Genomic DNA, 14,385 nt, shown 5'->3' with positions numbered 1-14,385 from the left:
TTCTGTGCCCGGTTCGGCGGCATGGGCGCGGGCCCCGGCGTGGGCCCGGAGGTGATCGTCGTGACGGCTGGGTCGTGGGGCGGGTTTTCTTTAGGCGATGGTTGCCTATGTGTTTCGCCAATTGCGACTTGGTGGGGGCTGTGGTTTGCGGTGTCCTCGGTACGGTGCCTTGCGAGCTGCAAAATGTGGCTTTGGGGGTTTGGCCCCACAAAAGGATCGCAGTCGATGGTCCCGCGAAATGTGCGGAAGACAGCCCGGTGGCGGACGTCGGCTGCGGCGAGACCTTGGGGGAAGGTCGGTCATGCTTGGCGTCGACGTCGCGCTTCGTGAACGGGTCCGGACGCAGGTAAGGGCGGCGAATCAGCTTCCCCTGTGGCCGTTGTTGCTCGGCGCGGGCTGGCTTTCACAGGTGTTGTTGCGGGTGGCGCTCGGGAGCGGGCGGAACGTCCCGCTCTACGTTCCCGACGAGGTCGGATATCTGCTGGGCGGACGGTTGTTCGCCGGGGGAGCGGTCGGCGACCTGACTGGGCGGCCGCTGTACTACAGCGGTTATTCGCTGCTCCTGACCCCGGCGAGCTGGCTCAGCGACAATCCCACGACGGTGTATCACCTCGTCCTGGTGATAAACGCGTTGCTGAGTTCGGCGGTGCTGCCCCTGGCCTACCTCGCGCTCCGTCGGGTCGGAATGGCCCAGGTTCCCGCGTACGTCGCCGCGACGTTGGCCGCATTGGTGCCGTCGAACGTCCACTACAGCCAGTTCGCGCTGACCGATGCGGTATTGCCGGTGATCGTGCTGGCCTGGCTGCTGGCGGTGCATTCCTGGCTCACGTCCCAGAAGCAGACGCCCGGCGTGCTCGCCGGCGTGCTCGCCGCCTATCTTTCCTGGATCCACGTTCGCGGCTTCATCTTCGTCGTCGCGTTCGCGGGCCTGCTGGGCGTGGCGTGGTGGCGGCGCTGGGCCGACCGTCGCGGCGTCACCGTCATGGCGTGGCTGCTCGTCGCGACCACCATCGTGGGGATTCAGCTCAACGACTGGGTGCGCTCGCAGCTCTACCCCCGAGGCGCGTATGCGCTGGACGGTCTGCTGGTCGACCGGCTCACCAGCCTTTCCGGACTGGGATGGACGCTGTCGCTGACCGCCGGGAAATTGTGGTATCTGATCGTCTCGACCTGGGGCATCGCCGGATTGGGACTCGTCGCCCTGGTCATCGTCACGGTGCGCGACCACGCGCCTTTCGGCACCCGCGTCACGGCGGCGCTGACCCTCATCTGCACGGCCGGTCTCGCATTCGCCACTTCTGCCGCCACACCGGACGAGAACACCGTTTCCAATTTCGTCTACGGCCGGTATTTGACCTGCCTGGTGCCGATCCTCTTCATGGCCGCCGCCGTACTGGCGGTGCGCGCACCGGTCGTCACCGCGCTCCAGGCCGCGCCCATCACCACGGCGGTCACCCTGGCCGCCGGAGCCATCGTCTGGCTGAGCGCTGGGAGCCGCCTCACCCGTGGCTTCTTCCTTTCCACCGACTTCGCCGAGACCGGTTTCCTCACCTGGAAATGGGACGCATTCCGGCTGTGGCCCGCCACCATCGCCGCCTTGCTGCTCCTCGTCGGAGCGGCCGCGTTGATCGCCTACGGCGGCGGACGCGCCATCATGGCCACCGCGGGAATGATCGCCGCCCTCAACGTGGCCGCCGCGGTGGCCGCCACGAACCACATCGTGAACCCCTGGGACCACCGATACGCGGTCGCCGCCAGCCTGAAGGAGGAACTTCGGCCCGACGACAAGGTCGGGGTGAACTTCCCCGGGCTCGATTGGCGGATCTGGGTGTTGCAGGCGTTTCAGTCTCGTCATGGGCTCGTCCCGATCGACAGGACCGGCCGCTTCGTGCTTCCAAGGGACTTGACGCTCGTCGTCGTCCCGTGGGCGAGGGGCACGGCGATGACGCACAGTTGGCCCGCAGCTCCGCCGAACTGGCACGTCGTCTCGGCACGTCTGCCGGGCGCGGGCGGCTGGGTGGCGTGGCGCCGCACCAAGTGACCCGGCTTTGAGACGGCCGGACGGGACCTCCCCGGCCGCCCGCACAATTCGGTTGCCATCGTGAAATCAACGGCGAATGTGGTGGCGGATAACGGATGTTCCTCGCATCACCCCGCATTCCCCTGTTCGGGGATGAAGAAGGATGATGGCCGGATCTTCGACATGTCCCGTCCGATGCGGGTGTTGCAACGAAACACGTCCTAAGCAGGTAAATGCCAAATCCGTAACCGGCGGGTGCGGCCGATCGGGACGTTGCTGATCAAGCGGCCATCCATATCTACGGTCTTGATCATGTGCCCGCTTGGTTTTTAAATGCACTCCAATAAAACACGCAAACGCGCGGCAAAAGACGGCGCGCGCCCTCATGTGCGATCGGACCGAGGGAACGTCCGGCCCTAGTTCCGGCCTTTGCCGCATGCGGTAGGCGGCTCTTGCCTGGAGCGCTCATCGAACGGTGGGGCGCGCCGAAGACGTCATTAGGCGTGCCGGTGATCATGAGGGAGTCACCGCGTGTTGTGCTTGTTCCTGCAACGAAGGCGCATGGTCAAAAAAGCCTTGATCATGGGTGCCTTCGTCTCGGCCGCCATGGTGCAGCCGCTGGCGACCGGTCGCGCCTCCGCCTCGACGGCCGATGACCCGCGAAAACTCGTCAGCGACGAGAAGGCGCAAGACCGGCGGCTGACCACTGACGAGATCGCTTGTGGAAAGCACAAGAAGCAGTGCTGCCAAGAGGGCAAATGCTGCCACAAAGGCAAATGGTGCAAGCACGGTCCCACCGGCCCGACCGGCCCAACGGGCCCCACTGGCCCGGAGGGCGAGAACGGCGCCACGGGTCCGACGGGCCCGGCGGGGACCACCGGCCCGACCGGTCCAGCGGGCGCTAATGGCATGGACGGCGCGACGGGCCCGACAGGTCCGACAGGTATAGGGACGACTGGGCCGACCGGTCCGACAGGTGCCGAGGGCGCGACTGGCCCGACTGGCGCGGAAGGCGTGACGGGCCCAACGGGTCCGACCGGAGCCGGGACCACCGGTCCGACAGGGCCGACGGGTGTGGGTGTGACCGGCCCGACTGGTCCGACGGGCGCTGAGGGGGTGACCGGCCCAACCGGTCCCGCAGGCGCGGACGGCATGGACGGTGCGACAGGTCCGACAGGTCCGACCGGTGTAGGCGTAACAGGCCCGACCGGCCCGACGGGTGCCGAGGGTATGGAGGGCGCCACGGGTCCGACAGGCCCGGCTGGCTTGGAGGGCGCGACAGGTCCGACGGGTCCGGAAGGCGCGACCGGTCCGACCGGGTTCGGTGCCACTGGTCCTACGGGACCGGCTGGAGCCGAGGGTGCGACCGGCCCGACGGGCGCTGAGGGGCCGACAGGTCCGACTGGCCTGGAGGGCGCGCCCGGTCCGACCGGCGCGACGGGCCCGACAGGTGCCGACGGCCTGGACGGCGCCACCGGCCCGGAGGGCCCGACCGGCCCCACGGGCTTGGAAGGAGCCACCGGTCCGACTGGCCCGACCGGTGCCGAGGGTATCGGCGGTGCCACCGGCCCGACCGGCCCGACCGGAGTGGGCGTCACCGGTCCCACAGGTCCGACGGGCGCCGAGGGTATGGAGGGTCCGACGGGTCCAACCGGCCTAGAGGGCGCGACCGGTCCCACAGGTCCAGAAGGCGCGACCGGCCCGACTGGTCCGACCGGGTTGGGCGTCACCGGTCCCACGGGGCCGACGGGTGCCGAGGGCGCGACGGGTCCTGCGGGCGTTGAAGGAGCGACAGGTCCGACCGGCCCTGCGGGTACCGAAGGCGCGACTGGACCAACTGGGCCGACTGGGGTCGGTACCACTGGCCCGACGGGGCCGACCGGAGCCGAGGGCGCGACCGGTCCGACGGGCGCCGAGGGACCGACGGGCCCAACTGGCCTGGAGGGTGCCACCGGCCCGACGGGTGCTGAGGGCGCGACGGGTCCGACAGGAGTTGAAGGTGCCACGGGCCCGACGGGTGCCGAGGGTCCGACGGGCCCGACCGGAATTGGCGTGACTGGTCCGACAGGTCCGACTGGTGCTGAGGGCATTGGCGGTCCGACCGGCCCAACGGGTCCCAGCGGGTTGGGCGCCACCGGTCCCACGGGACCAACTGGCCCGACGGGCGCCGAGGGTCTGGAAGGTGCTACCGGTCCCGAGGGCCCGGCTGGCCCGACCGGCCCGACGGGCGCCGAGGGGTTGGCCGGGGCAACGGGGCCGACGGGTCCGGAGGGTGTGACTGGCCCGACGGGCGCTGAGGGCGCGACCGGTCCGACAGGAGCCGAAGGTGCCACGGGTCCGACGGGTGCCGAAGGTGCCACCGGCCCGACGGGTGCCGAAGGTGCCACCGGCCCGACGGGGGTTGAGGGTCCGACGGGTCCGACTGGGTTCGGTGCTACTGGTCCGACCGGCCCGACGGGACCTGCGGGTGTCGACGGTGCGACGGGTCCGACCGGTCCGGCCGGCCTGGAGGGCGCGACCGGTCCTACAGGTCCGGAGGGTGCCACGGGCCCGACGGGTGCCGAAGGCGCCACCGGCCCGACAGGCGTCGAGGGCGCGACCGGCCCGACGGGTGCGGAGGGCGGGACGGGGCCGACTGGCGTTGAGGGGGCGACTGGCCCGACGGGTCCTGCAGGTGTCGAAGGTGCGACGGGTCCGACGGGTCCGACTGGGCTGGAGGGCGCGACTGGTCCTACGGGTCCGGAGGGTGCGACGGGTCCGACGGGGGCGGAAGGTGCCACCGGTCCGACAGGCGCAGAGGGGGCGACGGGTCCGACAGGTGTTGAGGGCCCGACCGGTCCGACTGGGTTCGGTGCCACCGGTCCGACCGGTCCCACGGGGGTTGAGGGTCCGACGGGTCCGACTGGGTTCGGTGCGACCGGTTCGACTGGTCCCACGGGTCCGGAAGGTGTGACGGGTCCAACCGGTGCGGAGGGCGCGACTGGCCCGACGGGCGCTGAGGGTGCCACGGGTCCGACGGGGGCGGAAGGCGCGACTGGTCCGACAGGCGCAGAGGGGGCGACGGGTCCGACGGGGGTTGAGGGTCCGACGGGTCCGACTGGGTTCGGTGCCACTGGTCCCACTGGTCCGACGGGTGCCGAGGGTTTGGCCGGTGCGACGGGGCCGACCGGTCCGGCTGGCTTGGAGGGCGCGACTGGTCCCACGGGTCCGGAAGGTGCGACCGGTCCGACCGGCGCTGAAGGCGCGACTGGCCCGACGGGTGCTGAGGGTGCTACGGGTCCGACCGGCGCTGAAGGCGCCACCGGTCCGACAGGCGCAGAGGGTGCCACAGGGCCGACGGGGTTTGGCGCCACAGGTCCGACTGGTCCGACGGGTGTCGAAGGTGCGACCGGTCCTACTGGTCCGACTGGCCTGGAGGGTGCGACCGGTCCTACAGGTCCGGAGGGCGCGACCGGCCCGACGGGTGCCGAGGGGGCGACGGGTCCGACGGGGGTTGAGGGTCCGACCGGCCCGACTGGGTTTGGTGCCACAGGTCCTACCGGTCCGACGGGCGCCGAAGGTGCGACCGGTCCTGCGGGTGTCGAAGGTGCGACCGGTCCTACTGGTCCGACAGGTCTTGAGGGCGCGACCGGTCCGACAGGGCCGACCGGAGTCGGGGCGACGGGGCCGACTGGTCCGACTGGGTTTGGTGCCACTGGCCCGACCGGACCTACCGGCGCTGAAGGTACGACCGGTCCTACGGGTGCCGAGGGTCCGACGGGGCCGACTGGGTTCGGTGCGACCGGTCCGACCGGGCCGACCGGCGCTGAGGGTGCGACGGGTCCTGCGGGTGTCGAGGGTGCTACTGGTCCGACCGGTCCCACCGGGCTGGGAGCTACTGGGCCGACGGGACCTGCTGGAGTCGAGGGTGCGACCGGTCCTACGGGTGCCGAGGGCCCGACCGGCCCGACCGGGATTGGTGCCACGGGTCCGACGGGACCGACAGGTATCGCAGGGGCGACGGGGCCGACTGGGCTGGTTGGTGCGACCGGGCCCACAGGGCCCGAGGGCGTGACTGGTCCGACGGGCGTGGAAGGTGCGACCGGTCCCACCGGGGCCGCGGGGGCCACCGGTCCGACAGGCGTTGCGGGCGCGACGGGTCCGACGGGGCCCACCGGACTCGGGGCCACCGGGCCGACCGGTCCGACCGGAATCGGTGCGACCGGGCCGACCGGCCCCACCGGAATCGGGGCGACGGGGCCGACCGGGCCGACCGGGGTCGGGTCTACGGGGCCGACCGGACCGGCGGGTGCCGTGGGGGCGACCGGACCGACCGGGCCTACGGGTGTGGGCGCGACCGGGCCTACAGGTGCGGCCGGTGCCGCCGGGGCGACCGGGCCCGCGGGCGCCACCGGTCCGACGGGGCCGACCGGACTCGGGGCCACCGGGCCGACCGGACCGACCGGTACCGCCGGTGCGACCGGACCCGCCGGGGCGACCGGGCCCACGGGGGCGGGGTCCACCGGTCCGACCGGGCCCACGGGGCCCACTGGTCCCGCGAGTCAGGGAGTGACCCAGACCGTCCGCGTCTCGTCCCTGGTCAACATCCCCGCTGGGAACCTGGCGGTCCAGGGCACCGCCTACTGCCCGGCGGGCTACACCGTCACCGGGGGAGGGGCGACCATGGGGAACACCAACGACGGGACGCTCGCGTCCACCGAGCCGTTCCCCAACGTCCAGGCGTGGAACGCCTGGGGCCGGTCGACGTCCGCCACGACGATGACGGTTTACGCGATCTGCATGAGGATGACCTGATGGCCGCTTGAGAGCCCAGTACGGGCCGGTGCGGGGAGACGATCGCTCTTCGGTTCCGTCGGCGCCCATCGTCGGCGGAACCGGAGGGCGATCGTTCTCGTCCGACCTCCCACGCCGGAGACTCCGCCGATCTTGTGATGGCAGGATCGGGGGATCTGCGGCGGAAACGGGAGTGGCTGTGAGCGATCTGGTGGAGTTCCTGCGGGCCCGGCTCTTCGAGGACGAGGAGACCGCGCGGTGGGCGGCGGACTACCGGTCGCGTCCGAACGGGGGCGCCGACCTGTCCGGCGAGGAGCGGTGGCAGTGGGTCGACCCGAGGGACGGCGAACGCCTCAGGCTCGGCCGGCGTCCCATGGACCACCTGCAGAGACCGGTCGCGCTGCGGAGCGTCAACGAGTACCCATGGCAGAGCCGTCCGGGCTTCGGCCCGCACCATGTCCTGGACGTGCCGTTCGTCAAGGAGGGAGTGGCGCTGCACGTCGCGCGGCACTCGCCCGCGCGGGTCGTGGCCGAGACGTACCTCAAGCGCCGCCTGCTCGACCTGCATTCGCGCATGAACGGGACGGGCGTCTGCCAGACATGCGGGGAGCGCGTCCGGGACGGCGGGTGCACGACACTCCGGCTGCTCGCGATGCCCTACGCCGACCATCCGGCGTACCGTCCGAACTGGCGGGCCTGACCAGCCCGGGTACCGCTACTTCCAGAAGAAGACCTTGGCGCTGCCCGCCGTGACGCTGGCCGGGGCCGCGCCGTGGTGGAGCAGCTGGAAGCGCACCCGGTACCCCGTCCCGACGGTGTCGGCGGCGAGCCCGTACACAAGGTTCGTCTGGTCGCCGACGGAGAGGAAGTCCTGGACGGGCCCGGCCGCGAACTTGGTGGTGTCCTCGATCTCGACCTCCACCGCGCGGGCCTGGATGAGGGTGCCCGCCGGGACGCCCGTGATCGTCGCCGCGACGGACAGGCTGTAGCGCGCCGAACCGGTCAGCAGGCTCGGCCCGCCCTTGTCCCAGTGCTGGTGCTCGCTGTCGGCGTACTCCTTGTTCCAGCTGACGCTCGTCCACTTGCCGGGCGGAATGGGCTGCTCGGTGCCGGTGGTCACGGACACGTAGTCGGGCATCTCGTCTCCCTCGGCAGAGACGCCGACGCGCCACTGCCCGTAGTCGCTCTTCATGGCGCGGTCGTAGTCGACGCCGACGCCGTTGATCTCGTGGTCGTTGGAGTACTGCTGGAGCTGGGCGCGGGCGTCCCAGTCGCCGCCCGACCAGGCGTACGTCTGCCAGCCGTAGGCGATCTTCCCCGCGTCGAAGGAACGCTTGATCGGGCCGTATCCGGCGTACAGGCCGACCCGGTCGCGGCCGAGGACGGACGCGGCGCCGTCGAGATAGGCGTTGATCTCGTCCTGGGCGCCCGCGGGCGCGTCCCAGTCGGCGGCGAAGTAGATCGGACGGTCGTCCGGCATGCCGCACGCCTTGGCCTGGGCGGCGGCGTCCGCGGCGTCGGCGGCACCCGCCGACCGGCCGTCCAGCGGACGTTTCGCGGCGGACTCCCAGACGACCACCAGCCAGATGCCCGCCGCGGACAGCTCGTCCGCCTCGGCGCGGGTCAGGTTCTTGCCGGACGTGTCATGCGAGAGGTACCGGCAGGCGAACTTCACCCCGGCGCGTTTCAGCGTGGACGCGCCGGGGCGGCCCCAGGCGTAGTCGACACCGAAGACAGCCATGTGAACTCCGTAGGTCGGGTGTTCGAGTCCGTCCGATTCAACAGGGTGTGTCCGGGACTCGCATCTCTTTCGGGGCGTTGGAGGACGAAGACGCACCTCCGCGGCATGAGTCACTCTCTGTGACGACACGCTGACGTAGCGCTAGAAGGATGGTCCCGCGCTCGCTACAACGGATGTGTCCGCATGAAGGAAACGCAGGCCACGGGGGTTCATTGTGATCCGGACATGGAAGGAACGCGGTCTCGTCCTGGTGGCCGCCGCGCCGCTGCTGGGGCTCGTCCCGATGGCGGCCGTGGCCCGAGCCGACGCTTCCGGCCCGCCGCCCCGGCCGAGGACGCACGCCGCACCGTCCAAGCCGAAGGCCCAACCGAAATCCAAGCCGAAGACGAAGGCGAAGCCCAACGCGAAGCCCAAAACGAAACACGCGCAACACGCGAAGCCGAAGTCCAAGGCCAGCGCCAAGCCGAAGGCCGTCAAGGCGAAGAAGGACGCGGCGCACGTTCAGCACGCGCGGGCCGTCCGGCTTCAGATGAGCGCGCCCAAGCAGGACGTCGTCCCGGGCCGCACCTACGAGTGGACGTACCGCGTCGTCGCGAACGGTCCGGCGCGGCCGGGCAAGGCGGTGTTCCGGACGAGGCTGCCGAAGTCGCTCGCGTTCGTGTCGGGCGAGCGGAACTGCGCGTCGTCCCGCGAACGGGCGGTCGTCTGCCGCCTCGGCACGATCGGACGCGGCCAGGAGATCGCGGGCTCGATCAGGGCCCGGGTGTCCAAGCGGGCGCGACCAGACCGGGAGATAAGCCCGCGCGCAGACGTGACCTGGGCGGGTACCCGCGTCACCAGGCGGTTCCCGGCGGTGCGGGTCGCGCCGACCGCAGATCTCGCGCTCAGCCAGTCCGCGCCGTCGCGGGCCCGGGCGGGCGCGGCGATCCCGTACGCGATGAAGGTCCGCAACCTCGGCCCGGGGACGGCGGCGAACGTGACCGTCTGGTCGGCGGGGCCCGTGAAGATCGTCGGACGGGACACCGCGTGCATGCCCTACGGCCGCGGCAACCTCTGCTCGATCGGCACGCTGAAGCCCGGCCGGTCGCGGACGGTGCACGTCAAGGCGGTGCCGCGGCGCGACGTCCGGGCGGGGACGGTGCTGGAGTCGTCGTGGCGGGCGTCCTCGCCGACGGCCGACCCGGACCCGGCGAACAACTCCATGGCCGTCCGCACCAAGATCACCCGCCGCTGAACCGGCCGCCGTCGAACGTGTCGGCCGTGGCCGGTGTCGGACCCGGGACGCGGGGGTAGCAAGATGTGATCATGCGACTCAGGATCTTCGTCGAGCCCCAGCAGGGGGCGAGCTACGACACGCAACTGGCCGTCGCCAAGGCGGCCGAGGACCTCGGCTTCGACGCGTTCTTCCGCTCGGACCACTTCGTCAAGATGGGGGACGTGACCGGCGAGCCGGGTCCGACCGACTCCTGGATCACCCTCGGCGCGCTCGCCAGGGAGACCAGCCGGATCAGGCTGGGCACGCTGGTCACGGCCGCGACGTTCCGGTATCCGGGGCCGCTCGCGATCGCGGTCGCGCAGGTCGACCAGATGAGCGGCGGGCGCGTCGACCTCGGCCTCGGCACCGGCTGGTTCGAGGAGGAGCACACCGCGTACGGCATCCCGTTCCCGAGCCTGGGCGAGCGGTTCGCCCGCCTCGAAGAGCAACTGGAGATCGTGACGGGCCTCTGGCGGACGCCGCCCGGCGAGACGTACTCGTTCAGCGGCGAGCACTACTCGCTGGCCGACTCGCCCGCACTGCCGAAGCCCGTCCGGCCGGAGGGCCCGCCGATCATCATCGGCGGGACCGGCGCGCAGCGGACGCCGCGCATCGCGGCCCGCTTCGCCGACGAGTACAACGTCCCGTTCAACCAGGTGAAGGAGACCGGCGAGGCGTTCGAGCGGGTCCGCGCGGAGGTGGCGCGGACGGGCCGGGCGAAGCCGCTGACGTACTCGGTGGCGCAGGTCGTCTGCTGCGGCCGGGACGAGGCCGAGGTGCGCCGCCGCGCCGACGCGATCGGACGAAAGGTGCCCGAGCTGCGCGACAACGGCCTCACCGGCACCCCCGCCGAACTCGTCGAGAAGATCGGGAAGTTCGCGGACCTGGGCGCCGAGCGCGCGTACCTCCAGGTCCTCGACATGCACGACCTGGACCACCTGGAACTCCTGGCCTCGGAAGTCCTCAGCAAGGTCTGACCGGCCGCCGGCGTCCAACCGAACCGGAGCACGGAAAGGCCCGCGGAGGGAAACCCCCGCGGGCCTATCGCGTGTATCAGGCGGTCTCTTCCTCAGGACGCGCGTGCATCGGCAACAGGAACGTCACCAGGAAGGTGAGCCCGAGGAGCCCGACCTCCACCCACAGGGTGAGCTTCATGGCGTTGCTGAACCCGGTCTTGGCCGAGTGCTCACCGGCTTGCGCCACCGCCTTCTGGACGGCGGGCGCCGACTGCGGCGCGGCGGCGATCACGGCCCTGACCTCTCCCTCCAGCCGGGCGCAGGACGCGGGCACGGCGGCGGCGTCCTTGGCGGTCGCCCGGTCGTGGCCGCAGTCGCGCACCCCGGCCGCGATCCGCTCCTGGTGCGCGGCCGGGACGGACACGGCGGCGAGGTCCTTGCGCAGGGCCGCCGCGCCGTCGTCGGCGGCTGAGGCGACGTGCCCGCCCAGCAGGCCGAAGAAGATCGTGCCGAGGACGGCCGCGCCGAGCGCGCTGCCGAGCTGCTGGACGGCGGTGAGCGTGCCGCCCGCCGACCCGGTCTCCGCCGGCTCGACGCCCGCGAGGACGATGTCGAAGAACGGCCCCATCAGCAGGCCCATGCCGAGCCCGGTGACGGCCAGCGCCGGGATGAGCTGCCACGGCGTGACGTCCACCCCGGCGTGCTGGAGGGTGGCGTAGGTCGCGACGATGCCGCCGGCCATGATGAGCGCCCCCGCGTGGATCACCGTCCGGCCGAAGCGCTGCACCGCCTGCATGAGCCCGAAGCCGAGGACGATGCCGACCGACCAGGGGATCTGCGCGAGACCGGCCTTGAGCGGCGAGAAGCCGAGGCCCATCTGGAAGAACAGCGACAGCACCAGGCCGAGGCCCGCCATGCCGGAGAAGAACACGATGCCGACGACGAGCCCGCCGGTGAAGCCGCGCTTGCGGAACAGGCTCGGGACGATCAGCGGGTCGCCGCCCGCGCGCTGCTTGCGCAGCTCGTACCAGGCGAAGACGCCCCAGACGGCCACGGACGCGGCCATCATCAGGAACGTCCAGACGGGCCAGTCGTGCTCGCGGCCCTGGACGAGCGGGTAGATCAGCAGGGCGGCGCCGAGGGACGCGAGCGCCGCGCCGGCGAGGTCCAGCCGGGACGCCCGCTCGGCGCGTCCGGCGGGCAGGAAGCGCAGCCCGGCGAGCACGGCCGCGGCGCCGAGCGGCAGGTTGATCAGGAAGATCATCCGCCAGCCGGTGCCGAAGTAGTCGGCGTTGACGAGCCATCCGGCGAGGACCGGGCCGCCGACCGCGGACAGGCCCATGACCGGCCCGAACATGGCGAACGCGGCGCCCATCTCCTTGGCGGAGAACATCTGCTTGATCATGCCGATGCCCTGCGGCAGCATCAGCGCGCCGAACAGGCCCTGCACGACGCGGGCGCCGATCAGCATGCCGGGGGAGACGGCGACGCCGCAGAGCAGCGAGCCGACGGTGAACCCGGCCGCGCCGACGAGGAACATCCGGCGGCGCCCGTACAGGTCGCCGAGGCGGCCGCCGGTGATCAGGCCGACCGCCATGGCCAGGGTGTAGCCGGCGGCGAGCCACTGGATGGTGGCGGCGGAGCCGCCCAGGTCACCGCGGATGGTGGGGGCCGCGATGTTGGTGATCAGGGCGTCCAGCATGTCCATGACCTCGCCGGCGAGGATCACGAAGAGGGCCGCCCAGCGCCAGCGGTACGCGGTCTCCGCCGCGCCTCTGGCGGGGTCCGTCAGGGTCTCGGTCATCGAAGCCTCCGAGTGGGGGAACAGTGTTCGTTAGTCGCGAACACTGTTCTAAGGGAGAACGCCGTTCGCGTCAAGTACGCTGTTCGTGCCGGATCGATTCTTCTCTCGCTTAGAGAAGATATATCGCGTCTCGGCCATGTCAAGATGTATCGCGAGATTGCGAGGTCCAGAGGTGGCGGACGAACGCCCGGACATGCCCACCCCGCCCGGCCGCAAGCCACGTAGGGCCGCGCCGCCGCGGCAGCCGCTCACGCAGGACGCGATCGTCGAGACCGCCATCCGCGTCCTGGACTCCGAGGGCCTGGACGCGGTCACGATGCGCCGCGTCGCCCAGGAGCTCGGCACCGGCCCGGCCTCGCTGTACGCGCACGTCTCGGGCAAGCAGGAGCTGCGCGAGCTGATGCTCGACCGCGTCGCGGGGGAGATCCGGCTGCCCGACGCGGTCGACCCGGCGCGCTGGCAGGAGCAGCTCAAGGAACTGGCCAACGAGACCCGCCGCGTCTACACCGCGCACCGCGACATCTCCAGGGTGTCGATGGGGCTCATCCCGACGCTGCCGAACGTGCTCGCCATCGGCGAGACGCAGCTCGCCCTCATGCGCGCGGGCGGCGTGCCCCCGAAGATCGCGGCGCTCGCCGTCGACGCCCTCGGCATGTTCATCGACGCCGACGCCTACGAGGACGTCGTCTACACCGCGAACCTCCCCGCCGGGGAAGACCCGTGGGAGCATTTCCACCGTTACATCGGGGAGGTGCGGGAGTATTTCAGGGCGCTGCCGGTCGACCGTTACCCGAACATCGTCGCGATGGTGGACGAGCTGACGGTCGAGGGCGGCGACACGCGCTTCGAATTCGGCATCGACATCCTGATCCGCGGCATCGCGTCCTACGTCGGGCGCCCGACCTCCTGACGCTTAGGAGGGCGAGCCGAACGCATTAACCGAAGACGTCTTAACCGAAGACGTCGCGGAACGCGGCGTGCCTTGGGGAGCCCTGGGCGGTGTCCCAGACGGCGAAGACGACGTGCTCGAAACGGCCGTCGAATTCCCCGGCCGGACGGAGCAGATCGGCGAAGACCTCGGCGACCTCCACCGGATCGTTGCCGAAGACGCCGCAGCCCCAGGCGCCGAGCACAAGCCGCTGATGGTCATTCGCCACCGCCACGGCGAGGACTTTGCGCGCCCGCCGGTGGAGCACCTCGCGGATGAGCGCCGCTTTGGCCTCGTCCCTTATGGCGCCGCGATTGGGGGCCGGGGACGTGAGGAACGCGACCTCGTAGGGCTGTTCCAAGAGGCGGCCTTCATCGTCCCTGAAGACCGGCACGCTGGGCGAATAGATCATGTGGTCGCTGTAGAGGAGATCTCCCTGGGCGCGGTGAAAGTCGTAGTACTCCCTGGCCGAACGCAGTGACGCGTACAGTCCCGACGACCGGGCGAGCCCTTCCTCCTGCGCGTGCGCGCCTTTCAGGAATCCGCCGCCCGGGTTCTTCGCGGAGGCGAAGTTGAGCGCGAACGGGACCGTCCCTTGCGCGCGCAATCGGTGCGCTGCGGCGAGGGTGGTTTCGCCGGTGACTTCGATGCGCGTCTCAGTGCCGGGGTCGGCGGCGGGGAGTCGTCGCAGTAGGTCGTCGAGTTCGTCCGGGCGGTACAGGACGGTTCCCCGCACGGCCTCGGCCAGAGCGTCCGCGATCGGCACGGTACGGCCGGACGGGCTCGCGTAGCCGCCGCGTTCGATGATGGACACGGTCTCCTGCGCGATCTGCCGCCGCGGATGTCTGCTCATAACGCTCCGGATTCTGACGGCAACGGGAAGCGCGCGGCAAATCCTTTTCGCGGGT

General features: G+C 71.2%; 10 protein-coding genes. 6 read left to right on the top strand and 4 right to left on the bottom strand.

The genetic code is table 11. From position 1 onward, the window contains the following. Positions 1 to 301: 301 nt before the first annotated feature. Positions 302 to 2,041, top strand: coding sequence for a phospholipid carrier-dependent glycosyltransferase (locus FXF68_RS28420; protein ID WP_187438147.1), 1,740 nt, complete (start codon positions 302 to 304; stop codon positions 2,039 to 2,041). A gap of 492 nt (positions 2,042 to 2,533) precedes the next feature. Here FXF68_RS28420 and FXF68_RS43215 read toward each other — a convergent pair whose 3' ends face one another. Beyond that, positions 2,534 to 2,788 (bottom strand): hypothetical protein, encoded by a 255-nt coding sequence (locus FXF68_RS43215; RefSeq protein ID WP_222870122.1) that lies wholly within the window; start codon positions 2,786 to 2,788, stop codon positions 2,534 to 2,536. A 3,780-nt stretch (positions 2,789 to 6,568) separates the two neighbouring features. Between FXF68_RS43215 and FXF68_RS43200 the strand changes: the two genes are divergently transcribed. Both FXF68_RS43200 and FXF68_RS28410 read left to right on the top strand, forming a co-directional pair. Next, complete coding sequence (locus FXF68_RS43200) at positions 6,569 to 6,814, top strand: hypothetical protein (RefSeq protein WP_222870146.1); 246 nt, start codon at positions 6,569 to 6,571, stop codon at positions 6,812 to 6,814. A 178-nt stretch (positions 6,815 to 6,992) separates the two neighbouring features. After that, complete coding sequence (locus FXF68_RS28410; RefSeq protein ID WP_148764437.1) at positions 6,993 to 7,493, top strand: DUF6221 family protein; 501 nt, start codon at positions 6,993 to 6,995, stop codon at positions 7,491 to 7,493. A gap of 15 nt (positions 7,494 to 7,508) precedes the next feature. Here FXF68_RS28410 and FXF68_RS28405 read toward each other — a convergent pair whose 3' ends face one another. After that, on the bottom strand, positions 7,509 to 8,534 hold the full coding sequence (locus FXF68_RS28405) for a glycoside hydrolase domain-containing protein (RefSeq protein WP_148764435.1): 1,026 nt from the start codon (positions 8,532 to 8,534) through the stop codon (positions 7,509 to 7,511). A 214-nt stretch (positions 8,535 to 8,748) separates the two neighbouring features. Here FXF68_RS28405 and FXF68_RS28400 point away from each other — a divergent pair, with 214 nt between their 5' ends. Then, positions 8,749 to 9,768 carry a DUF11 domain-containing protein gene (locus FXF68_RS28400; RefSeq protein ID WP_148764433.1) on the top strand — a complete coding sequence of 340 codons (1,020 nt, stop codon included), beginning with the start codon at positions 8,749 to 8,751 and terminating at the stop codon, positions 9,766 to 9,768. A gap of 71 nt (positions 9,769 to 9,839) precedes the next feature. Next, positions 9,840 to 10,766: an LLM class F420-dependent oxidoreductase gene (locus FXF68_RS28395; RefSeq protein WP_148764431.1), complete on the top strand. Its 927-nt coding sequence runs from the start codon at positions 9,840 to 9,842 to the stop codon at positions 10,764 to 10,766. A gap of 76 nt (positions 10,767 to 10,842) precedes the next feature. On the opposite strand, the gene FXF68_RS28390 is transcribed toward FXF68_RS28395, so the two are convergent. Next, the gene (locus tag FXF68_RS28390; RefSeq protein ID WP_148764429.1) at positions 10,843 to 12,549 is read right to left on the bottom strand and encodes an MFS transporter; all 1,707 of its coding nucleotides are present in this window, start codon (positions 12,547 to 12,549) and stop codon (positions 10,843 to 10,845) included. 172 nt (positions 12,550 to 12,721) lie between these two features. On the opposite strand from FXF68_RS28390, the gene FXF68_RS28385 reads away from it, so the two are divergent. Further along, on the top strand, positions 12,722 to 13,459 hold the full coding sequence (locus tag FXF68_RS28385; protein ID WP_246178987.1) for a TetR/AcrR family transcriptional regulator: 738 nt from the start codon (positions 12,722 to 12,724) through the stop codon (positions 13,457 to 13,459). Positions 13,460 to 13,499: 40 nt separating this feature from the next. Here FXF68_RS28385 and FXF68_RS28380 read toward each other — a convergent pair whose 3' ends face one another. Further along, the gene (locus FXF68_RS28380; protein WP_148764427.1) at positions 13,500 to 14,330 is read right to left on the bottom strand and encodes a TIGR02452 family protein; all 831 of its coding nucleotides are present in this window, start codon (positions 14,328 to 14,330) and stop codon (positions 13,500 to 13,502) included. Positions 14,331 to 14,385: the final 55 nt, after the last annotated feature.

The sequence above is a fragment of the Actinomadura decatromicini genome, from assembly GCF_008121305.1.
Taxonomy (GTDB): Bacteria; Actinomycetota; Actinomycetes; order Streptosporangiales; family Streptosporangiaceae; genus Spirillospora; species Spirillospora syzygii.
Note: the sequence above shows the minus strand (reverse complement) of the source record. Positions and strands in the feature narration are given on the sequence as shown.